This window comes from Rhizobium sp. 768_B6_N1_8 (genome assembly GCF_051811225.1).
Classification (GTDB): domain Bacteria; phylum Pseudomonadota; class Alphaproteobacteria; order Rhizobiales; family Rhizobiaceae; genus Rhizobium.
The window spans coordinates 250,161-272,337 of sequence record NZ_JBPWPV010000001.1 but is presented as its reverse complement, the minus strand read 5'-3'; the positions used below and the strand labels follow the sequence as shown (position 1 = coordinate 272,337).

The 22,177-nt window shown below is 59.8% G+C and carries 22 protein-coding genes; 8 read left to right on the top strand and 14 right to left on the bottom strand.

Annotated features, from left to right (window positions below; genetic code table 11):
• The first annotated feature begins 243 nt into the window (after positions 1-243).
• From motA to AB8B33_RS01320, 6 genes are all read left to right on the top strand, one after another.
• Positions 244-1,116 (top strand): flagellar motor stator protein MotA, encoded by an 873-nt coding sequence (motA, locus tag AB8B33_RS01345; RefSeq protein ID WP_037071050.1) that lies wholly within the window; start codon positions 244-246, stop codon positions 1,114-1,116.
• A complete protein-coding gene (locus AB8B33_RS01340) occupies positions 1,117-2,064 on the top strand; it encodes a flagellar motor switch protein FliM (protein ID WP_113323620.1) in 948 nt (315 codons plus the stop codon).
• Positions 2,065-2,130: 66 nt separating this feature from the next.
• Entirely contained in the window at positions 2,131-2,757 is a 627-nt protein-coding gene (fliN, locus tag AB8B33_RS01335) for a flagellar motor switch protein FliN (RefSeq protein ID WP_113323619.1), read from the top strand.
• A 28-nt stretch (positions 2,758-2,785) separates the two neighbouring features.
• Positions 2,786-3,823 (top strand): flagellar motor switch protein FliG, encoded by a 1,038-nt coding sequence (fliG, locus tag AB8B33_RS01330; RefSeq protein ID WP_007816114.1) that lies wholly within the window; start codon positions 2,786-2,788, stop codon positions 3,821-3,823.
• A gap of 131 nt (positions 3,824-3,954) precedes the next feature.
• On the top strand, positions 3,955-5,034 hold the full coding sequence (gene flhB / locus AB8B33_RS01325; RefSeq protein WP_439014085.1) for a flagellar biosynthesis protein FlhB: 1,080 nt from the start codon (positions 3,955-3,957) through the stop codon (positions 5,032-5,034).
• A gap of 5 nt (positions 5,035-5,039) precedes the next feature.
• Positions 5,040-5,480 carry a hypothetical protein gene (locus AB8B33_RS01320; protein WP_112541535.1) on the top strand — a complete coding sequence of 147 codons (441 nt, stop codon included), beginning with the start codon at positions 5,040-5,042 and terminating at the stop codon, positions 5,478-5,480.
• A gap of 65 nt (positions 5,481-5,545) precedes the next feature.
• On the opposite strand, the gene visR is transcribed toward AB8B33_RS01320, so the two are convergent.
• The 13 genes from visR to AB8B33_RS01255 all read right to left on the bottom strand — a co-directional run bounded on the left by visR (position 5,546) and on the right by AB8B33_RS01255 (position 17,897).
• On the bottom strand, positions 5,546-6,292 hold the full coding sequence (gene visR, locus AB8B33_RS01315) for a transcriptional regulator VisR (protein WP_113323617.1): 747 nt from the start codon (positions 6,290-6,292) through the stop codon (positions 5,546-5,548).
• Positions 6,293-6,300: 8 nt separating this feature from the next.
• Complete coding sequence (gene visN, locus AB8B33_RS01310; protein ID WP_113323616.1) at positions 6,301-7,047, bottom strand: transcriptional regulator VisN; 747 nt, start codon at positions 7,045-7,047, stop codon at positions 6,301-6,303.
• 603 nt (positions 7,048-7,650) lie between these two features.
• The gene (gene fliF / locus AB8B33_RS01305; RefSeq protein ID WP_439014084.1) at positions 7,651-9,345 is read right to left on the bottom strand and encodes a flagellar basal-body MS-ring/collar protein FliF; all 1,695 of its coding nucleotides are present in this window, start codon (positions 9,343-9,345) and stop codon (positions 7,651-7,653) included.
• A gap of 114 nt (positions 9,346-9,459) precedes the next feature.
• The gene (gene cheT / locus AB8B33_RS01300; RefSeq protein ID WP_113323614.1) at positions 9,460-9,849 is read right to left on the bottom strand and encodes a chemotaxis protein CheT; all 390 of its coding nucleotides are present in this window, start codon (positions 9,847-9,849) and stop codon (positions 9,460-9,462) included.
• A 16-nt stretch (positions 9,850-9,865) separates the two neighbouring features.
• The gene (gene cheD, locus AB8B33_RS01295) at positions 9,866-10,420 is read right to left on the bottom strand and encodes a chemoreceptor glutamine deamidase CheD (RefSeq protein WP_007816127.1); all 555 of its coding nucleotides are present in this window, start codon (positions 10,418-10,420) and stop codon (positions 9,866-9,868) included.
• Positions 10,417-10,806 carry a response regulator gene (locus tag AB8B33_RS01290; protein WP_007816129.1) on the bottom strand — a complete coding sequence of 130 codons (390 nt, stop codon included), beginning with the start codon at positions 10,804-10,806 and terminating at the stop codon, positions 10,417-10,419. The genes cheD and AB8B33_RS01290 overlap by 4 nt, the downstream gene beginning before the upstream one ends.
• Positions 10,806-11,852: a protein-glutamate O-methylesterase CheB gene (gene cheB / locus AB8B33_RS01285; RefSeq protein WP_113323613.1), complete on the bottom strand. Its 1,047-nt coding sequence runs from the start codon at positions 11,850-11,852 to the stop codon at positions 10,806-10,808. The genes AB8B33_RS01290 and cheB overlap by 1 nt, the downstream gene beginning before the upstream one ends.
• Complete coding sequence (gene cheR / locus AB8B33_RS01280; RefSeq protein WP_439014083.1) at positions 11,849-12,760, bottom strand: protein-glutamate O-methyltransferase CheR; 912 nt, start codon at positions 12,758-12,760, stop codon at positions 11,849-11,851. The genes cheB and cheR overlap by 4 nt, the downstream gene beginning before the upstream one ends.
• The gene (locus AB8B33_RS01275) at positions 12,757-13,224 is read right to left on the bottom strand and encodes a chemotaxis protein CheW (RefSeq protein WP_439014082.1); all 468 of its coding nucleotides are present in this window, start codon (positions 13,222-13,224) and stop codon (positions 12,757-12,759) included. The genes cheR and AB8B33_RS01275 overlap by 4 nt, the downstream gene beginning before the upstream one ends.
• Before the next feature lie 6 nt (positions 13,225-13,230).
• The gene (locus AB8B33_RS01270; protein WP_439014081.1) at positions 13,231-15,528 is read right to left on the bottom strand and encodes a chemotaxis protein CheA; all 2,298 of its coding nucleotides are present in this window, start codon (positions 15,526-15,528) and stop codon (positions 13,231-13,233) included.
• 18 nt (positions 15,529-15,546) lie between these two features.
• The gene (gene cheY1 / locus AB8B33_RS01265) at positions 15,547-15,912 is read right to left on the bottom strand and encodes a chemotaxis response regulator CheY1 (protein ID WP_003570362.1); all 366 of its coding nucleotides are present in this window, start codon (positions 15,910-15,912) and stop codon (positions 15,547-15,549) included.
• Positions 15,909-16,205, bottom strand: a complete 297-nt coding sequence (locus tag AB8B33_RS01260) for an STAS domain-containing protein (protein ID WP_007821057.1) — start codon at positions 16,203-16,205, stop codon at positions 15,909-15,911. Before AB8B33_RS01260 ends, cheY1 begins: the two co-directional genes overlap by 4 nt.
• A gap of 63 nt (positions 16,206-16,268) precedes the next feature.
• Entirely contained in the window at positions 16,269-17,897 is a 1,629-nt protein-coding gene (locus tag AB8B33_RS01255) for a globin-coupled sensor protein (RefSeq protein WP_439014080.1), read from the bottom strand.
• 650 nt (positions 17,898-18,547) lie between these two features.
• On the opposite strand from AB8B33_RS01255, the gene AB8B33_RS01250 reads away from it, so the two are divergent.
• Positions 18,548-19,972: an ArnT family glycosyltransferase gene (locus tag AB8B33_RS01250; protein ID WP_439014079.1), complete on the top strand. Its 1,425-nt coding sequence runs from the start codon at positions 18,548-18,550 to the stop codon at positions 19,970-19,972.
• Between the two features lie 6 nt (positions 19,973-19,978).
• Here AB8B33_RS01250 and AB8B33_RS01245 read toward each other — a convergent pair whose 3' ends face one another.
• Complete coding sequence (locus AB8B33_RS01245) at positions 19,979-20,284, bottom strand: helix-turn-helix domain-containing protein (protein WP_439014078.1); 306 nt, start codon at positions 20,282-20,284, stop codon at positions 19,979-19,981.
• Positions 20,285-20,318: 34 nt separating this feature from the next.
• Here AB8B33_RS01245 and ybaL point away from each other — a divergent pair, with 34 nt between their 5' ends.
• A complete protein-coding gene (ybaL, locus tag AB8B33_RS01240) occupies positions 20,319-22,139 on the top strand; it encodes a YbaL family putative K(+) efflux transporter (RefSeq protein WP_439014077.1) in 1,821 nt (606 codons plus the stop codon).
• The last annotated feature ends 38 nt before the right edge of the window (positions 22,140-22,177 follow it).

The window sequence follows — 22,177 nt, the reverse complement described above, 5'->3', positions numbered from 1 at the left end:
AAGCTCCACATTGGCGATAAACGGGACGAAACACCGGGCTCCTTTTAGTTCGGCCACGGGTTCCGCTGAGCGGCATCTCAGACATGGGCGCGCATAGGCCCACTCGTCACGTTCAATATGAAGGCAAATCCTTGCGCGAAGCTGGTAGCGCAAATGAATGCGCGAAAGCCGCGTTCATCAGCCTCACGCAAGGCACAAACCCTATCCGTCGCAAAGAAAAGCAACGTTCAGATTGGGCTGACGATGAATATTATTATCGGATTTGTAGTTGTCTGCGGCTGTATCGTCGGTAGCTTCATGGCCATGGGCGGCGAAGTCGATGCTCTTTTTCAGCCCTTCGAATTCCTGATCATCGGCGGCGCGGGTCTCGGCAGCTTCATCATGGCCAACCCTATGAAGGTGGTGAAGGACTCCGGCAAGGCGCTCGGAGAGGCCTTCAAGCACTCCGTTCCCAAGGAGCGCAACTACCTCGATACGCTCGGCGTGCTCTATTCACTGATGCGCGACCTGCGTACGAAATCGCGCAACGAAATCGAAGCGCATATCGACAATCCGGCCGAATCGACGATCTTCCAGCAGGCTCCGACGGTTCTGAAGAACAAGGAACTGACGGCCTTCATCTGCGACTACGTGCGCCTGATCATCATCGGCAACGCCCGCTCCCACGAGATCGAGGCGCTGATGGACGAAGAAATCAACACCATCCTTCATGACAAGATGAAGCCTTACCACGCGATCCAGATCATGGGCGATTCATTCCCCGCTATCGGTATCGTCGCGGCGGTTCTCGGCGTTATCAAGGCCATGGCGCATATCAACGACTCGCCGGAAGTGCTCGGCCACCTCATCGGTTCGGCCCTCGTCGGCACATTCCTCGGCATTCTGCTTTCCTACTGCGTCTGCTCACCGCTGGTCTCGCAGATCAAGGTCGTCCGCTCCAAGCAGCACCGCCTCTACGTCGTCGTCAAGCAGACCCTGCTTGCCTACATGAACGGCTCGGTGCCGCAGGTCGCCCTCGAATATGGCCGCAAGACGATCTCGGCGTATGAACGCCCGTCGATCGACGCAGTGGAACAGGAAATGATGAACCCAGGTGGCGAAAACAAGGCAGCTTAAATGACTATGAGCAATGCTTCGCATGACAACCAGACAATGGATCCAGCTCTCCTTGCCAAACTGACCGGCGGTCTCGGCGACAAGGGCAGGGTTGCCAAGCTCTGCAGTTCCTTCAGCGATATCTACAGCGAATTCCTTCCTGATATCCTGAAGAGCGAAACCGGCCTCGACGTGACAGTCGGCTATCTCGGCTGCGAGATCGGTTACAAGAATCATCTGATCGACGATCTCAGCTCCAACATGACGCTGGTCGATGCGACGCTGCGCAATTGGTCTCAGAACATCACCATCGCCTGTGGCAACAGTTTCATCATTACCCTGATGGAACATCTGCTTGGCGCTGCTGCCGAAACGATCGAGGAGCCGGCCGACCGGCTTCTCTCCGTTATCGAGATCGACCTCGCCGGCATGGTGTTCGACAAGATTTCCAAGGTGCTGCGTTCTGCCGTCAACGCGCCTGGCGGATTCGAGCCCAGCCTGTCGGCTCCCTTCGCTCTTGAAGCACGCATCCGTCCGCCGGAAGACCGTCCGGATGAATTCGCGGCGGCAATCAACATGTCGATCACGCTTGCCGGCATCACTTCCGAATTCAGCCTGATCGTCCCCCAGGCAGCGCTGCTCAAGACCAAGGTCTCTGCCCCGAAGCCGAAGAAGCAGCCGAGCAAGTCGCCGGAGTGGACGGAGCAGATCGGCGACCAGGTTCGCCGGTCGCAGGTGACCCTCGAAGCGAAGATCCGCCTGCAGGATCTGACGCTCAGAACGATTTCCAAACTGATGGCCGGCGACGTCATTCCTTTCCGCGACAGCGGCGACGTACGCGTCGAAGTCAGCGCCAACAGCCGAGAATTGTATGTGTGCGAGTTCGGGCGTTCAGGCGACAACTACATGGTGCGAGTGAAAGACACCATGAATTCGGATGATGAGCTGATCCGGCACTTAATGAATTAATCGGTTCTCTCGCTCTCAGGGCCACAAAGGCAGTTTGAGGCAAGTTTCAACTGGAATAGTGATTTCATGGCTACGAAGAAGACACAGCAGAATAGTGACCTCTCCCTGGACATGCCGGGCAATGAAGCCGATCTGGATCAGGCTATCGACGATCTGCGCGGCGTGCTGAAGAAAGATTCGGACGGCGACCTTCCGCAGTTCGGCGACGACCTGCAGAACGATGCTTTCGCAGCAGGAACGGACCTTTCGCCGTTCGGTGGTGATGCCGGCGAAACCGCCTTCGGCGGTGCCGATTTTGCAGGCGGCGATTTCGGGGGCAGTGATTTCGGTGACAATGCTGCCGGCATGGGCGCAGCAGGCTTTCCCAGCCTTGACGCCGCGCCGAGCTTCGGCGGCAATTCCTTCCAGTCCGCTCCGGCACCGCTCGGGAGCGCACTGAACTCGAACTTCGACCTGATCATGGACATCCCTATCGATGTCCAGATCGTGCTCGGGACGAGCCGCATGCAGGTTTCCGGCCTGATGAACCTCACCGAGGGTGCTACCATCGCGCTCGACAAGAAGATCGGCGAGCCGGTCGAGATAATGGTGAATGGCCGCAGGATTGCACGCGGCGAGATTACGGTTCTTGATAACGACGACACGCGATTCGGTGTAAAACTGATAGAAGTTTTGAGCACGAAAAAAGCCTGATCCCTGTGCGGGACGGAGAGGTTAGACCATGATGGACTTTGACGATTTCGGCGGCGCACTTGCCGGGAAACCGTTGACCCAGGCTGAAAAGGCGGCGGCAGTTCTTCTCGCTATGGGGAAGGGGGTCGCCGGCCGACTGCTGAAATATTTCACGCAGGCCGAGTTGCAGACCATCATCGGATCTGCCCAGGCGCTTCGTGCCATCCCGCCGGACGAGCTTCTTCAGCTCGTCGGCGAATTCGAAGATCTCTTCACCGAAGGCGCCGGTCTGATGGACAACGCCAAGGCGATCGAGGCCATCCTCGAGGAAGGGCTGACGCCTGACGAAGTCGACAGCCTGCTTGGCCGCCGTACCGCCTTCCAGGCCTACGAAACATCCATCTGGGACCGTCTCGCCGAGGCGGAACCTGCCTTCGTCGCCCAGTTCCTGCTGCGCGAGCATCCGCAGACCGTTGCCTATATCCTGTCCATGATGCCGTCGTCCTTCGGCGCGAAGGTGCTGCTGCAGCTTCCCGACAACCGCCGCGCCGACATCATGAACCGTACGGTCAACATGAAGGGCGTCAGCCCGAAGGCCGCGCAGATCATCGAAAACCAGGTGATGACGCTGCTTGCCGAGATCGACGCGGAACGCAACGCGTCAGGCTCCACCAAGGTCGCCGACCTAATGAACGAAATGGACAAACCGCAGGTCGACACGCTGCTCACCTCGCTCGAATCGATCAACCGCGAAGCGGTGAACAAGGTTCGTCCGAAGATCTTCCTTTTCGAAGACCTCATGTTGATGCCGCAGCGCAGCCGCGTGATGCTGCTCAACGATATTTCGTCCGACGTTCTCACCGTCGCACTGCGCGGCGCATCGGCCGAAATCCGCGAATCGGTCCTTTCCTCCATCAGCCCGCGCCAGCGCCGCATGATCGAATCGGATCTGCAGAGCGGCATGGCCGGCGTCAATCCACGCGAGATCGCGATTGCGCGGCGCGCCGTCGCACAGGAAGCGATTCGCCTGGCCAATGCCGGCCAGATCGAGCTCAAGGAAAAGGAAGGCGGCCCGGCCGCCGCCTAGACGATCGCAGTTGTTGACAAGCCCCCTCGCCCACAAGGCGGCGGTTGATCAGCAGCACGCACAAGACTACCCTTCGGGGAAATGGGCCGCGCTCCAGTCGCGGCCTTTTTCTTTGACGGAGGGCCGCAGACTTGGCCGATGAAGACAAGGACAGCAAAACAGAAGCCCCTACCGCGAAAAAGCGGTCTGATGCTGCCGAAAAAGGTAATACCCCCCACTCGCGCGAAATCTCGATCTTCACGACGATTCTGGCGACCTTCATCTATCTCGTCTTCTTCCTTCCCGACGCGACGTCACACATGGCCGAGACCCTGCGTGACGTCTTCGAGCAGCCAGATCAGTGGAAGATCGAGACCGGACCTGACGTCCTCTCGCTCTTTGCGAAGCTCGGCTGGGCTATGGCTGCGCTTCTGGCCCCTGCCTTCATCATGTTCATGGCGTTCGGCATCGCCTCGTCCGTCTTTCAGAACCTGCCGACGCCGGTTCTCGAACGCATCCGTCCGCAGGCCTCGCGTATTTCACTGATCAAGGGATGGTCGCGGCTCTTCAGCCTTCAAGGCCTCGTCGAATTCGGTAAGTCGCTGTTCAAGGTGGTGGTGGTCGGAGTGATTCTCTTCTTCGTCCTCAGAAGCGAATATTTCGGCTCGATCGATGCGATGTTTTCCGATCCGCAGACGATCATGGTTCGCATGATGACCGCGATGCGCAAGATCATCATCGTCATGCTGGTCGCCACCGCGATCGTTGCGATCGCCGACGTCTTCTGGACGCGCTATCATTGGTTCACCGAACTGAAGATGACGAAGCACGAGATAAAGGAAGAAAACAAGCAGTCGCAAGGCGACCCCTTCGTCAAGAGCAGGCAGCGCTCTGTCATGCGTGACCGCGCCCGCCGACGCATGATCGCCAGTGTCCAGCGTGCCACCCTCGTCATCGCCAACCCGACGCACTATGCCGTGGCGCTGCGCTACGTACGCGAAGAAAACGATGCACCGGTCGTCCTTGCCAAGGGCCAGGACCTTATTGCGTTAAAAATCAGAGAGATCGCCGAGAAGAACGACATCCCCGTCTTCGAGGATCCACCTCTCGCACGCTCCATGTTTGCGCAAGTCTCGGTGGATAGTGTCATACCGTCAGTCTTCTATAAGGCCGTCGCGGAACTCATTCATCGGGTTTACGCCGCGGAGGCCAAGAACAAACGGGTAAGATAAGTCGAATGAAAAAATGCCCCTACTCTGCCCAGCGTGAAAAAATCCTTGCAGAAGCGATCAGCCCGGTCGCAACCGAGCTCAGGCTTCTGGACGCATCCGATCTCATTTCTCTGCTGCGTTTCGAGTATTACGGCAATCTCGCCGACCTCGTCGCTTCCGCAGCGGAACTGTTTTTCCATCCTGGCACTGTCAACTTCGGCTTGGGGGGAAATTATACGCTGGAATGGGGCGGTAAGCCTGAAGTTGTGCTCGATCTCGAAATCAAGCCGCGCGGCGTGACCGTCTATGCGCAGCTGACACTCGCCGAAGACCATGCCGGCATCGAGATCAATCATATTTCCTTTCAGAACGCCTCCAGCGATCCGGACGCAAACACGGCTTTTCTCCAGAGAAGCCTGCACGAAGCGCGCTATATCGTGGCAAAACCGCAGGCGCTCGCCGGCTAAAGCACTTCCGTTTGAGAATATCAGGCCCGGCCCGCAAGGCGCCGGGCTTTGCCGTTCTCAGAGCCCTAGCTGATGTAGCCGAGACGTATCGCCTTCGCGATCGCCTGGATACGGTTGACCGAATCGAGCTTAATGGTCGCCGAGCCGAGATAGGCGTTCACCGTGTGGACGGACAGGCCGAGCTTGTCGGCAATTTCTTCGCTGATACGACCGTCGCCGGCAAGCTGAAGGCAGGCGATCTCACGCTCGCTCAGCGCTTCGGTCGCCGCCGCACGCCGCTCATCGAGCGACAGCAGATCCATCATCACATTGCAGCACCGGCCATGCAGCTCGATGATCGTATCGCTCGACGGATCGATATCGTCGCCGGTGAAAAGCACGAAGCCATTGCCAATGGCGCCAAGGCGCACTGGAAATGCGAGACCGGAGAAAGGCACCATGCCGTCTTTCAGCCTCACCATGAAGGGAGAGAAGTCGGCAGGGCCAGGAGCTGCACGATCATGGCTACCGGCCCAGAACAAAGGCAACAGCGAGCGATCGATATGGTCGAGCAAAGCCTCGCCATGAGCATCGACGAAGCCCTTGCCGAAGCCGGCATTCGAGGGACTCCAGTTTTCCAGCTCGCAGATCAGTCGCTGCTTTGCCGGCACGCCGGAGCCGGTGACACGAAAAACGGCGAAGCCTTGCGCATCCGCGAGCTTCTGCATGGCAATCAGGCGCGGGAAAAGGTCAGACCGGCTGGAAATCCTGTTCACACGTACCATGCGCATCTGGTCCGTATTGCCTAGCGCCCTGCCTGGATGATGGCCCATAATTTCCCTCAGACGAGATTGTTGCGAACGGCGAAGGCTATCGCCTCGGAACGCGTCTTCGTTGCAGTCTTCCGCATCACGCTGGTGATATAGTTATTGATAGTATTCCGGGAGATGCCGAGGATCATGGCGATCTCGTCGCTTGTCTTGCCTTCCGCAATCCAGAAGAGGCATTCCAGCTCCCGGTCGGTCAACTCGAAATCGCGATCGACCTTCGTGCCCCCGCACCGAAGGAAGCTTGCGAAATAGCCTGCAAGCAGGCCCACGTCCCGGAGACGTTCCGGCGAAAGAACGAAACCTTCCCTGAACAAGAACATCAGCACCAAGCGAGAGCGGCCGACATTCAAGGTCAGCGAGCAATATTGGCGGCTCGCGCCATGCGGCACATCGGCGCTGTCCGGCAGGAGTGCGAAGCCCGGCTGCAGCACCTGCATGCACTTCTCGAATTCGGTCGAGCGCGCATAACCCACGACCAGGTCATTGGCGACCTCCTTCACCAGATCGAAAGGCCAGTCGGACGAAACGATAAAGTCCAGACCGCTTTCCTGGATGAGATCGCAGCGCGCCATCAGATAGTGCATGGCGCCGACATACTCGGTCAGCGCCAGTAAGCCGGCATGCAATTTGCCGGTTTCGGCGATGACGCGAAGGCGATCGATCAGTTCGTCGCGCGGCAAAAGATCCGGCACATTGGCGCCGACGAAGTTCGCCATCTGCTTCTCGCCTTTATTCGCCTGAAATATGTCCATATCCATTGGCAGTGACCTGCGGCTGAGAAACTGTCGGTTCTCGCAAAGAAGTTCTGTTTTTGTGAAAGGGATTCAAACACATGCCCCACGCGAATCCCAATTCGAATCACTTAAGGGTAAGCCAACCACCGTAAATCACCATCTCCGACTTCTGGGGATTTACTTTTGCGACCTTCCATGCGGTGATTCGATCACCACTCCACTCTCGCGAAGATGTATAAAACTAGGATGATTCTGGCATTGGCCGCAACGTTTCTCGCCTTATGCGCGAGTGACGCGGAGCGGAATTATCGGTCTGAATGGCGTAATTATCACAGTTCCGGCAAAGGAAGTGCCGTAACCGAATGCCCCGGCAAAAGCAGATTTCAAACGCACGAAAGCAACGATCTATTGTTCTACTGGAGACATACTTGCGTCATCCGCCTTATGTACGGCTTGAGCATCATGCGAACGGCGTCATCCCGCTGCCGGGCGATCTCTACATCAGAACTCTCTGCAATAGAGTAACCGGCTCCTTACGAGCCGGTCACCAGTGCCGGTAACGTTCTTGTTACCGGCCGATGTATCCACAGATGAGAATGAAAAAGGCCGGTTTCCCGGCCTTTTTCATTATGCAGCTTCGTCGATGGCCCATTTCCTGAGGATCTTCGCGGCGCGCTCCTCGTTGATCTCCACCATACGGGCGAGCTTGCGTTCCGGACCTTCCTTGACGCGGCGGTTGAAGTTGCCGTCGTCGTCGCCGAGACTGAGCAGATCCTCGGTGCTGTCGAAGCCGAAGTCGGAGCCGAAGCCATCCATGAGCGCGCCGCCCGCGGAAGCGCCCGCCGGTGCGAAGTCCGGCAGTTCCAGGCCAGCCGATTCCGGAGTGGCGTCGCCGAAAACTGCGGCGGATGAACCCGAGCCGTTGACGGTGCGGATGAGAGGACGCACGCCCATCCAGACCACCACGAAGGCGACCGCGACGAAGGCCAGCGAGTTGATGATGCCTGCGAGGTTGCGGCTCAGCATGTCCATGACATGGACGCCGTTGTTGGCATCGTCGAGAAGCTGGTTCTCGAGGAAGTCCATTGCGGTGACGGTGACGACGTCGCCTCGGTTGGTATCGAGGCCGGCGGCCGAGGCGACGATGCTCTTCATCTCTGCGAGATAAGCGTCGATCTTGGCCTGGTCTGCCGGTTCGCCCACCATCTTGGCGATGCGGCCCTTATTGACGACGACGGCGACCGAGAGCTTTTCGACCCGGTAGCTGTTGCGCGTCGTGGCCGTGGTCTTGCTGTTGATTTCGTAGTTGGTCTGCTCTTCGCGCTTGTCGGACTTGTCCTGCGACTGCGGGCCGGTCGCGCCGCCAGCTTCAGGTGCGGCCTGCGGAATGTTCTGCTCGACCGTCGTCGCGTTGTCGGCCTGGTTCTGCTGCGACTGCTGGGCTTCCTTGGTGGAGCGGACCGAGCGCTCGACCTTGGATTCCGGATCGTAGGTGGTTTCCTGGATCTGCTGGGCGTCGGTGTTCAGATTGGCCGTTACGCTGGAGCGGAAGTTGTCCATGCCGAGGAACGGGGCGAGCGCCTTGTCGATGTTCGATTCGACTTCCTGCTGGACGTTCTGGACGATATTGAGCGAGCGGTTCAGCGTACCGTTGGCGGCGTCATCGCCGGAGGCGAGAAGCTGGCCGGCGGAATCGAGGATCGTCACGTCAGCGATATCAAGCCCCGGCACGGCCGAGGCGACGAGGTGGCGGATCGAGGTGGCGGCGTTTCGCCCCGTCGCGGCACTGGCGCGAATCATCACGGAGGCCGTCGGCTTCTGTTCCGCCTTCCGGAAATTGCCGACCTCGGGCATGACGATGTGGACGCGCGCGGCGGTGATGCCTGAGATCGATTGAATGGTGCGGGCGATTTCACCTTCGAGGGCGCGGACGCGGGTCACTTCCTGCATGAAGGAGGTGAGGCCGAGCGAACCGACATTATCGAAGAGCTCGTAACCGGCATTGGCGCTATTCGGCAGGCCGCGTTCGGCAAGCAGCAGGCGGGCCTTGCCCGTCATGCCTGCTGGTACGGTGATGCTGGAGCCGTCCGTTCCAACCTGGAAATCGACGTTGCTTTCGGCGAGCGCCATACTGATCTGATTGAGATCGGGCTTCTCCAGGCCGACATAAAGCGTTTCCTGGGCCGGTTTGTTGACGAAAATTGCCGCGGCCAAGATGATTGCGATGGAAGCGGCGCCGACCCCACCAAGGATCATCAAACGCGTCCGCCCAAGCGAACCAAAGTTCTTAATAATCTGAACTAATTGATTTAACAGATTCATTCTGTTCTCGCACGATCCGTCAAAGACAAAGCAGGCTTATTGCCTCATTTGACGAATAGACGCCGAAACTTGTGCGAGCGTTTCGTTCAGCGCATGCGGGAATGAATTGCGGTATCAGAAGAAATCGAAGTCGCCGGCCGCCTTGCTGAGCGGCTGGGAGTGGCCGTGACGGGTACCGCCACCGAGTGCCTTCTGCATTTCGGCAAGCTTCACAAGGCTCAGCGCGGTGGCGACATCGATCGACCAGTTCTGCGGAATTTCACCGGTGATGGTGTCGATGAATTCGGCCAGACCGCGCGATTTCTGCACGGCGAGATCGATGCCCTGCATCACCTTCATGCTATCAGGGGAATTCAGGATTTCCGAGCCGCCCAGTTCGATCAGCTGAGGCTCGATCCGTTCCATCAGGTAGGCAACGTCGTGAAGCTCGGAGACAATGCGCATCAATATGTCGCTCAGTGCCTCGACCGGCGCCGGCGGCTCGATAATCGGTGTAAAAGTCATATAAAAATCCTCGCCATTAAAAGAATTCGATACTGGTCTCGGCGGGCTTCTGCGGAGCGGCGGGACGCTGCTCGAGAGCGACGGTTTTCTGCGTTTCGGCGCCGGTCAGGGGGTATTGCCGGGCACGGCCGGAAACCGGCCAATATTCGATCTTGCGTCCATGCTCACCGCCGGTGCTGGAGCTGACCACCGGAATGCCTTCATCCCTAAGGAACTGCACGGCGAAGGCCGCGTTCTGCTCGCCGACATTCGAGAATGTCGAGATCGTCTTCGCTCCTCCGAAGATCTTGGCCTCCAGCCGGTCGCGTCGCGCGCCCTTTTTCAGGAGGCCGTTGATCAGCAGTTCCATGAGATGTACGCCGTATCGCGTGGCATCGCCGCCGGTCATCGGGGTGTTGCCTGTCCCCGGCAGCAGGAAGTGGTTCATGCCGCCAACACCAGCGACAGGATCTCTGAGGCAGGCTGCCACGCACGACCCAAGGATGGTCGTGAGCACCGCATCCGGGTCGCTCAGGACCTTATATTCACCCTGAATGATGTGCACGCGGCGGGCCGCACCCTCAGTGATCATTTCAGGGCTCCAAACACGGCTTCGATAGCCGCTTTCATCTTTTCGATGGTGAAGGGCTTGGCCAGAACGTTGTTTGCGCCGAGCTGCGCTGCTTTGGTCACCAGCGCACGGTCGCCCTGTGCGGTGAGGATGATGAAGGCCGCCTTCTTGGTGTTCGGATTGCTGCGGACTGCCTGCAGGAAGCCGATGCCATCCATCTTCGGCATGTTGAAGTCCGAGATCACGAGGTGGTGGGGCTGCTCCGCCATGATCTTCATACCCTGCTCGCCATCGCCGGCAGAGGTGATCTGCTTGAAGCCGAGCTGCGTCAGCGCGTCGCTGAGCAGCAGGCGGCTCGTAACCTGATCGTCAACGATCAGAACTTTGATTTTCTCCGCGATCGACATTATTCGGTCCCTTCCTTTCGGGCGGCTGTCATTTTCAATATTTCTTCGCCGATAGCAGCAAGCGGGAGCTGCTGTTCAACTGCGCCAAGTTCGTAGGCAACTCTTGGCATTCCGTAAACGACGCAGGTTTTTTCGTTCTGACCAAGCGTTCTGGCCCCTGCATGTCGCATTTTTAACAACCCGGCGGCGCCATCGCGACCCATGCCGGTGAGGATCACGCCGACGGCATTGCGTCCGGCGAGTTCGGCAACCGAATCGAAGAGCACATCGACCGATGGACGATGGCCATTGACCGGCCCCCGCTCGACCAGCCGGCAGCAAGGCGCCGATGCATTGGAGACCTGCAGATGACGCTCGCCGCCAGGCGCAAGATAGACCTTGCCGATCTCGAGACGGGCGCCATCGGTCGCTTCTTCCACGACCGGCGCGCAGAGGCGGTTCAGCCGTTCGGAAAAGCTCTTGGTGAAGGTCGGCGGCATATGCTGGGTGATGACGGTCGGCGGGCAGTTCGCCGGGAATTTCTGCAGCACGGCGATCAGGGCTTCCACGCCACCGGTCGAAGAACCGATCGCCACGATCTTGCGGCCGACGCGGAAATCGGCCACTGCGAGCGGCGTGACGGCGGCAGACTTGGCCGGCTTGGCGAAATTGCGCTGCGTGCGGGCGGCAGCCTTTACCTTCTCGACGAGGTCGCCGAAGGGGCGCGGCTCGCCCGGCTGCGGCTTGCCGACGCAATCGAAGGCACCGATTTCAAGGGCTGCGAGCGTCGCCTCCGCGCCGCGATGCGTCATGGTCGAGACCATGATGACGGGCATGGGCCGCAGGCGCATGATCTTTTCGAGGAAGTCGAGGCCGTTCATGTTCGGCATCTCGATATCCAGCGTTAAGACATCGGGGTTCAGCCGCTTGATCGCCTCGCGCGCCTCCAGGGCGTCGCCGGCCTGGCCTATGACGTTGACTTCGGGATCCGAACTCAAGACGGCCGAGATCAGGCCGCGCATGGTCGGCGAGTCGTCAACGACGAGAACTCTTGCCGGAGCGCTCATGCCTTCCTCCCGATACCCTTGGACGTATAGCGATAGGTGGTGATGCCGATATTGTCGAAGACGTGCTTGGCCTCGCCCGAAACGCGCTCGGAGTGGCCGATATAGAGATGGCCGCCCTCCGGCAGCAGGCCGGCAAAGCGCTGCCAGATCTTCATCTGCGTCGGTTCGTCGAAGTAGATTACGACATTGCGGCAGAAGATGACGTCGAACTTGCCCTTGAACGGCCACTGGGCCATCAGGTTCAGTTCGTTGTAGGTGATGAGGCGCTTCACGCGGTCGTCGACCTGGAACTTGCGGCGTCCCTGCATCTCGACCTCGGTAAACCATTGCTTACGCATAGCGGGCGAGACGGTTTCCAGCGCGTTTTCGTCGTAGGCGCCGGCCCGGGCGATCGCCAGGATCTTCGGGTCGATGTCGGTCGCGAGGATCTTGAAGTCGTAGTCGGCAGCGTTCGGCATCATTGACAGAACGGTCAGCGCGATCGAATAGGGCTCCTGCCCATCCGAGGACGCAGCAGACCAGATGCGGACACGGCCGCCGGCGCGCGCCCGGTTCAGAAGATCGGGCAGCACATGGTCGCGCAAGTGTTCGAAATGATGGTTTTCGCGGAAGAAACGCGTGAAGTTGGTCGTCAGGTGCGACAGCATCTCGCGCCGGGCGGCGGCCCCTGCCGGCGAGGCGACAAGCTCGCAATATTCGCGAAACCCCGAAAGGCCGAGATTGCGGATGTGCTTCGACAGACGAGAGTAGACCAGCGAGGCCTTCGTCTCATTGAGATAGATTCCGGCATCCGCATAGATCATGGCGGCAATTTCCGAGAGATCGCGGCGCGTCAGCGGGTATTCCCCGCTCGCCAGAACCTCGTCGGCACCAGACTGCCTCTGATCTTTTACGCCAAGTGCGTTCATGCGGCTTCGCTTTCGGTGTCGGGGAACAGGGCTTCGAGTTCGATCAGGCAGATCATTCGCTTTTCGATGGAGAGAATGCCGCGGGCGAACTGACGCTGAAGGTCTGAGGAGATCTCGGGCGTGGGCTGGATGTCATCTTCATTGACGGTCAGAATGTCGGAAACAGCGTCGACCAGCAGGCCCACCGTTTTGCGGCGGACCTGGGCGACGATGATGACGTGGCGGGCGGTCGGATCGACCGGCTTCATGCCGAGTCGGCCCGACAGATCGATGATCGGCAGCACCGCGCCACGCAGGTTTATGACGCCAATCATATAAGATGGCGAGTGCGGCATCGCGGTCGCCGGGGTCCAACCCCGGATTTCGCGGACTGCCATGATGTTCACGCAGAATTCCTGATCGCCGATGCGAAACGCGATGAGTTCGCTTCCGCTGAGGGTCAGATTTTTTGCCGTGTACGACATTGCCTCTTATCCTACTGCCGCCAGAGACATTTCAGCCTTCAGGGACTGACCGCGCGAGGCGCCGACCACTGCGTCCACGTCCAGGATGAGGGCCACGCGGCCGTCGCCAAGGATGGTTGCTGCGGCAATGCCCGGAACGTGGGTGTAATTCGCCTCGAGGCTCTTGATGACGACCTGGCGCTGGCCCTGGATCGCATCGACCATGAGCGCGCGCTGACCGCCGCCTTCCGATTCGACGAGCAGTGCGACACCTTCGACCGGATTGGCCTGGGTGGCGCGGAAGTTCAGGATGCGACCGACATCGACCAGCGGGCAGAAGGAGTTGCGGATCGAGATCAGACGGTGGCTCGCACCGAAGGAGTGGATCGCAGCAGCTTCCGGTTGCAGGGTCTCGACGATGGCCGTCAGCGGTACGACCAGTGTCTGGCCGGCAACCGTGACCACCATGCCGTCGAGGACGGCGAGCGTCAGCGGCAGGCTCATGGTGAAGACCGAACCGTGGCCCGGCTTCGAGGTGATGTTGATACGACCGCCGAGTGCCTGGATCGAGCGCTTGACGACGTCCATGCCGACGCCGCGGCCGGAGATGTCGGAGATCTTGTCGGCCGTGGAGAAGCCCGGCAGGAAGATCAGGTTGTCGATTTCTTCATCCGACAGGTTGGCGTCCGCCGGGATGAGATCGTTCTGGATCGCCTTCTGGCGAACCTTTTCGCGGTTGATGCCGGCGCCGTCGTCGGCAAGCTCGATCAGGATGCGACCCGAACGATGTTTTGCCGTGAGGCGGACCGTGCCTTCAGTGTTTTTGCCGGCGGCGGCACGCTTTTCGGGCGTTTCGATACCGTGGTCGACGGCGTTGCGGATCATGTGCGTCAGCGGCTCGGCCAGCTTGTCGATGACCGTCTTGTCCACTTCGGTGTTTTCACCTTCGGTGATCAGGCGGATCGACTTACCGGTCATGTCGGCGATTTCGCGAACGATACGCGACATGCGCTGGAAGACCGGCTTCACAGGCTGGGCGCGGATCGCCATCACCGAGTCCTGGATCTCGCGGGTGAGCTGCTGCAGCTCTTCGAGGCCCATGTTGATCGAGGACGTGCCGGTCGTGTCGTTTTCGATGACGCTCTGGGAGAGCATCGCCTGGTTGATGACAAGCTCGCCGACGAGGTTGATCAGGCGGTCGACGCGATCGAGATCGACGCGGATCGTCTGGCCTGCACCGGCAGCGGCATTGTTCTGCGCCGCTGCACTTGCGGCGGCGGCAGCAGCGGCTGCCGATTCCTTCTTTTCGACGCGGGCAGCGGCAGCAGCCATCTGCGCGACGTTGGTCGCCGTTTCAGCGGCAGCAACGGCAGCAGCGGTGTCGTCGGCCTTGGTCTCGGCAGCGGCCGGCGCTTCGGAGGCCCCGCCATCGTCCAGGATCGAGAGATCGAATGGAACCGGGATCATCGGCAGTTCTTCGTTGGTCTCGCCCGGCTTGCTGTCTTCTGCCGGCTTCACGGTCAGATCGCAATCCCATTCGGCGAATTCGAAGACCGTGCGGATGGCGTCTTCGCCCTTGTCCGTCTTGATCGTGATGTTCCAGAAGAAATAAGCGCCTTCGGGATCGAGCTCCTCAAGGCCCGGCAGAGCATCGGTGTTGCAATAGATGCTCATCTCGCCGAGGCGGGAAAGATCACGCAGCAGAAGGGTGGCGTCGTTACCCTTTGAATAGAGTTCGAAGCGCGGCTTGAAGGTGATTTCATAGGCCGGCAGATCGATCGGCTTCTCTTCGCCACCGAAATCGTCGAAGGAGAAGGGGACCGGCTGGAAGCCGCTATCGTCGGTCGGCTTGGGAGCCGGGGCTGCGGCAACCGGAGCAGGAGCGGCCTTCGGGGCCGGCTTCGGCGCGGGCGCCTCGGGAACTGCCGAGGGAGACGGCAGCTCACCGTGGGCAAGCGCTTCCAGTTCCTTGACGAGGCCGCGGCTTCTGCTTTCATCAACGCTGCCGCCATCGCGGGCAGCATTGGTCAGGTCGGCGAGCACGTCGGCCGACTTCAGCATGACCTTCAGGACGTCCTGGTTAGGCTCAAGCTTGTTGGAACGAACGCAATCAAGTGTGGTCTCAAAGACGTGAGCGAAGGCGACGAGGTCATCCAGGCCAAAGGCGCCGGCACCGCCCTTGATCGAATGCACCGCGCGGAAGACCGCATTGACGGTTTCCGGGTCGCGATCGCCATCATTCATTTTCAGGAGACCGGATTCCAGTTCGGCGAGCTGTTCCTCGCACTCCTGGAAAAAGATCTCTTTGATTTCGTTCATATCCATAGGAGCAAATCCTGGGCTTTAAGCGGTTACACGCTCGATGGCATCGATCAGCTTGGCGGGGTCGAAGGGCTTGACGATCCAGCCGGTGGCACCAGCCTGGCGGGCGCGGTTCTTCTTTTCCGCATCGCTTTCGGTGGTCAGCACCAGGATCGGGATCGCACGGTACTTCTCGTTGCGACGGACACCTTCGATGAAGCCGAAGCCATCGAGGCGCGGCATGTTGATGTCGGTGACGATAACATCAGGATTGGACTCTTCGAGAACTTCGAGGCCCTCAACGCCGTCTTCAGCCTGGATCGTCTCGAAACCTGCATTGTTCAGCGTTACGAGAAGCATGTTTCGGATGGTGCGGGAATCGTCCACCGTCAGTACTTTCTTCTTCATTGCCGGATCTCCTTGGCAAGCAGATGGTCGATATTGACGCCAACCAGCTGCATGGTTTTTTGAAATGCGTCGGACACCTTCGAGAAGGTGATCGACTGCTTGTCCTGGTCCCAGGTCTTCTCGGCGGCCATCAGAACCTGGGCGCAAAGAGCGCCGATGCGTTCGACTGCCGAAGCATCGATCGCCAGAGGGTTTCCTCGCATGGAGAGAAGCTTGTCGCGCAATGCGGAAGCCTCATTGAGATCAAGAACCGCTGGCAACTCCAGCGTCTTGGCACTCTTCTTTGCTGCCATCAGCTTTTCCTTGTCCCCTTGTCCCCAACCCGCGAAAGCGAGCCGGCGTCATAATCCGATAGGTTAGTAAACATTCCGCCCACCTCCGGCGCTTGCGAGAGGCTGAAGCATGCTAAAATCGTCATTTTCGTAATCGTCTTCGACCACTTCCGGGCGAGCTGCGATCGCAACCGTCCGGGAGGCAGAAACACCCACCTGATGAGGCCGGGTTGCATAGGCATTTTCCCGCGCAATGCGGAATTCGCGGATCGTCTGGCCGAGTTCCAGAATGACCGTATGAAGATGATTGGCGCCTTCGGCTGAACGTTCCGCAAAGCCGGCATTGTCGGCGACTTCGCCGCCGAGGCCCTTAACGTCTGCGGTCACGGCTTCGAGACCGGCGGCGTGTTCACCCGTCTCGCCTGCGATGCCAGCGATTGCGGCATTGATGTCGGTCACCTGACGGACGATGCTGGCAATCGAATCCTGTGTGCGGCCGACCATCTGCACGCCGGCATCCACCTGTGTCTTGGTGGTGGTCACCAGCGTCTTGATTTCACGGGCAGCTTCTGCGGAGCGCTGGGCGAGCGCCCGCACTTCCTGCGCCACGACGGCAAAGCCGCGGCCGGATTCGCCGGCGCGGGCAGCTTCGATGCCGGCGTTCAAAGCGAGCAGGTTCGTCTGGAAGGCAATCTCGTCGATCGCACCGATAATTTGGCCGATCTTCTCCGCAGACTGTTCGATATCAGCCATGGCGCTGATCGCGCGGCCGACGACCTCACCGCTTTCCTCGACGGCCGCACGCGTCGCGGCAGCAGCCTGTTCGGCGGCTCGGCTGCCGGCTGCACCCTCGCGGACCCGCTCGGCGATGCCGGCAAGGGCGGCGGCGGAAAGCTGCAGCCGCCCTGCCTGACCGGAAGCGTTGCCGGCGAAGCTACGGGATGCGCCGGCGAGCGATTGCGTTGCGGCTTCCGCCTTCGCATTGCGTTCTGCAATTGCGGCAAATTCCGTCTGGAGGTTGTCGAGTGCGGCGTTCAGCGCGGCGGCAATGTCGGTGTGAGCGCCATCGACCGGTGCGCGCTGCGTCAAGTCCCGGGCTGACAGGCCTTCGATGACATCGCTGAAGATGCGGGCGACTTCCGCTTCACCTTCGGCACGCTGATCGGCGAGTGCGCGCTGCTGCGTGGAGCGCAGCGCATTGAAACGCAGCGAGACGGCGATTTCGACATCAACCATGACGATGCGGATGATTGAGGTCATCAGGTCGGTGATCTCGCGAGCACGCCGCTTGGCCGACGGCAGTACCGGGCGACCGGCCAGCTCATCGGCCAGACCGGAAATCACGTGTTCCAGCATGACGCCGTGGCCGGCCACGTGCCAGCGAGGGTCGAGGCCGATCTTGCTTTCGGTATCGGAGAGAACCTTGACGCGTTCTGCATAGAGGCTGTCGAATCGCGCATCCGTGAGCACGTCCCAGTGCGAGGACTGCAGGTCGTGGAGACGCTCGATCTGACGCTCGCTCTCGAAATTGCGCGAGGCATCCGGGAAGGACTGGAAACGATGGAAGAGATCGCGCAGGCCGGCCTTGAGATGGGCTTCAAGGGCGGGCCGGTTACGGCGAACCATCTCGCACTGGTCTGTGTTGAGGCCGGCAAAGCGCAGGCGGTCGCGCAGGCTGCCTGCCTGTGCTCCACGAGCCTGATCTGATGGCATATCCTGCCTCAACGCCTATCCCCAACCACTTTCCGGGCGAACCCGGCCAAAAACCTTCGCAGATTCCGATGAATGCGATACGCAGAGGTGCTCTTCGCCACCGGTCGCAACCGAGGGACTGAAGCCTCCTGATCAGCAATTCTGTTTCGGAGCTGCCTGAAGAAGATGGATACCGGATCGACCCGGTACGGCGGTACGGCGTCATGCCTGGTGGGAACGAGTGCATCTTCCCATTCCGACGTGTAACCCAATGTTTATGGTTAATTCCTTGCTTGAAGGTTAATAAGCCATTCCCGTCGGTAGCTTTTGAGACAATTGGGAGAGTTCACCTAGTAAATACTGGCGCAGAGTTGCATCGCTGCTACAAGGCACACGCAAGCTTTATGTTATAGACCCGTTTTATAGAGCCTGACATGACGTCAATAAGGAAAGAGAAATGATAGTTCTCGGAATGGGTTCCTGCCTGATCGCCCTCTCGATCGCCGCAGCCGTTGCCCTCCTCGACCTGATCGCGACACACCGCGACAACCGCACGCTTCGCGTCTTCTAAGAGGTCACTGCGCCTTAAATCTACCTTTACCTTTCCCGTTGGCAGCCCGGCACCGTTGGTGTATCGACACGCGCTCCTGTGTCAGCGGAAGTAAGGGATTATGTCAGCTCGGACCGGCCTCATCATCATATTGGCGTTTACGATCTTCCGCATCGTGACGCTGCATTTCGATACGACGGACCTTTTCGTCGATGAGGCGCAATACTGGTTCTGGTCGCAAAACCTCGACTTCGGTTACTATTCCAAGCCGCCGATGATTGCCTGGGTTCTCAGGATCTTCACCGAGCTTGCCGGCTCCAGCGACATTTACTGGCTGCGGCTTCCCGGCCCCCTCTTCCACATGGCGACCGCGCTGGTGCTGATGAAAATGGCGAAGCGCTTCATCGGGCCTGAGATCGAAGGCTGGGTCGGCGCAACCTATATCACGCTGCCGGCGGTTGCGCTTTCTTCGGTGTTCTTCTCCACCGACGTCATCCTGCTCTTCTTCATAGCCATTGCGCTCATTGCCTATTTCGAACTGACGCAGCGCCGCTCCGTCGGGCTTGCACTTCTCATGGGTGTCGGTGTCGGGCTGGCGTTTCTTACGAAATATGCCGTGCTCTTCCTTGTGCCCGGCGGAGCGATTGCGCTGCTGCTCATTCCGTCGGCGCGGATTTCGGTGCGCGATTTCATCATCGCGGTCGTCACCTCCGCGGTCATCGCGTTCCCGAACCTGTGGTGGAACCTCCAGCACAACAATACGACGGTGCGCCACACGCAGGATATCGCCCACTGGAACGATCTCGGCAGCAATATCCGCGGCGGGCTGGAATTCTTCTCCGCGCAGTTCGGCGTTGTCGGCCCGATCGTCTTCTTCGCCACGCTCTGGGCCGTCTGGAACATGATCCGCGGCCGCAGTGAACCGCGTGAGAAGATGCTCGTCTGGCTCTCGATCCCGGTCGTGCTGCTCATTACCCTGCAGGCAACTGTCGCCAAGGCCTATGCCAATTGGGCCGTAACGGCCTATGTGGCAGGTATCGTGCTGGCGGTCTGGCTGCTTCACCGCCTGTGGCCGAAGGGTCTCAGAACCTCGCTCACCATCAATGGCGTTGCCTGCCTGCTCTTCCCCTTCGCAACTATCTTCGCACATCAACTGGTGCTGCCAAACGGCAAGGAAGTCATGCAGCGCTATCTCGGCCGGGCCGAAGTAAGCCGCGCAGCCGCTGATCTTGCCGCGCAGGCCGGCGCCGGCATCATCGTCACCGACAACAGGGACATGGTCGCCGATCTCTTCCACACGCTGAGAGCCGCACCCTACAAGATATATGCCCGTCCGCCGGCCGATCTGCCGGACAGCTATTACGAACAGGAATTCGCCCTCCCGGCCGATACCAGCGGGCAGGTTCTGTTCCTGACCTCCAAGCCGCTGAGTTGCGCGAACGAAACGCCGGAAATGCTGAAAAGCTGGCAGCCGGAAAAAGGCAACTACAGAGGCGATACGATCTATGTCTATAAGGTCGGTGCGGCCTGCCTGATGCAGCCCTAAGGCAGCTCAGTTCACCGGGCCGGGCAGGCAGAGGCCGATTCCGCAGCCTTCTATTTCGATAAATTTTACGCCACCCTCCTCGAAGGCAAGGCGCAGCTGCGCCTCCGTCGCACGATGGATTTCGTGGTGACGGCCTTCATAGTCGCGTATCGTGCTACGGGAGACGGCAGCCTTCTCAGCGAGGTCCGCCTGCGTCCAATCAAGCAGACCACGAGCCGCGCGGCACAAAGCGGGCGTCAGAATTGTTTCTTTTGCACCTTGACCCATAATTTCAAACCACCCATATTGGTCAATATAAATCAAATATGTCATGTTTTGAACAGGATTTCCAGATCGGGAGAGAGCGATGCCCCACGATACGCCTTTGATTTCAACAATCGTCGGCGGCCTTGTGCTGGCATTTATCCTGGGCGCGCTCGCCAATCGCCTGCGCCTGCCCCCTCTCGTAGGATATCTTGTCGCAGGAGTTCTCGTCGGTCCGCACACGCCGGGTTTCGTTGCCGATCAGAGCCTTGCGCCTGAGCTTGCGGAAATCGGCGTCATCCTGCTGATGTTCGGCGTCGGCCTGCATTTCTCACTCAAGGACCTGCTTTCCGTGCGCGGCATCGCGGTGCCGGGTGCGGTCGTGCAGATCGGCTTCGCCACGCTGCTCGGCTGGGGTCTTGGTGCTTTCATGGGATGGCCGACGGGCGGCAGCCTCGTATTCGGCCTAGCGCTTTCGGTCGCCTCCACGGTCGTGCTGCTGAAAGCCCTGCAGGAGCGGCGTCTCGTCGAGACGGAGCGTGGGCGCATCGCCGTCGGCTGGCTGATCGTCGAAGACCTTGCCATGGTGCTTGCGCTGGTGCTCATCCCGGCGGCCGCCAGCATCACCGGCGATGGTCATGGCCCGGTCGAGCCTCTCTCGGCGGGCCTCAACCGGATTTTCGGCCTCGATCTCGGCGTCGGCGGCATCATCGCCATGACGCTGGTTAAAGTGGCGCTGTTCGTCGCCCTGATGCTGGTCTTTGGCCGTAAGCTCATTCCCTGGACCATGCACCGCATCGCTCATACCGGTTCGCGTGAACTCTTCCGCCTCGGCGTGTTGGCAATTGCTCTTGGTGTCGCCTTCGGCGCGTCCAAGCTTTTCGGCGTATCGCTGGCGCTCGGCGCCTTCTTTGCCGGCATGGTTCTCGCCGAAAGCGAGCTCAGCCATCGAGCCGCCCAGGAAAGCCTGCCGCTTCGCGATGCCTTCGCGGTGCTCTTCTTTGTCTCCGTCGGCATGCTCTTCGATCCGAACATCCTGATCGAGCGACCGCTGCCGCTGCTTGCGACGGTCTTCATCATCGTGATCGGCAAGTCGATCGCAGCCTTCCTGATCGTCCTGCTTTTCAAGAAGCCGGTCAGTACGGCGCTGACGATCTCGGCGAGCCTCGGGCAGATCGGCGAATTTTCCTTCATTCTCGCCGCCCTCGGCGTCGATCTCGGCTTGCTGCCGGAGGAAGGGCGCGACCTTATCCTTGCCGGCGCGATCATCTCGATCATCATCAACCCGCTGCTCTTCTTCGTCTGCGACCGCATCCGGCCACTGCTGGAAAGCCCGAAGCGCGAGGAACCGGCCACCGAGACTGCTCCGGCCACTGAGGTTTCGCCGGCACCGGAAGAGGCCGTGGCCGACAGCGACGAGGTCCATCCGACAGCGCTGAACCGCCATGCGATCCTTATTGGTTACGGCCGTGTCGGCAGCATCGTCGGCCAGAACCTCAAATCATCAGGCACGCCCTTCCTCGTCATCGAGGATTCAGACAAGCGCATCATTGAATTGCGCGCGCAAGGCGTCGAAGTCATCCCCGGCAACGCCGTTTCTCGCGAAACACTTGATCTCGCCAACATCGCCGGCGCCCGCAGCCTCGTCATCGCCATCCCAAACGCCTTCGAGGCCTGCAGCATCGCCGAGCAGGGCCGCACCATCAATCCATCGATCCTGATCGTTGCACGCGCCCATTCCGACGCCGAAGTGGACGAACTGCGGCAATACGGCGCCGACACGGTGATCATGGGAGAGCGGGAAATTGCGCTTGGCATGGTTGACCGGCTCGCCCAAGTGCATCATGACAGTGCACCCTATGAAGACGGACCTTCGGCTGGTACAATCGTGCCATCGGTGGAGTATCCGCCGGAAAAACAATGAGAGATTGCCGCGCCTTTGAGCCGATCTGGGAGTGAAAT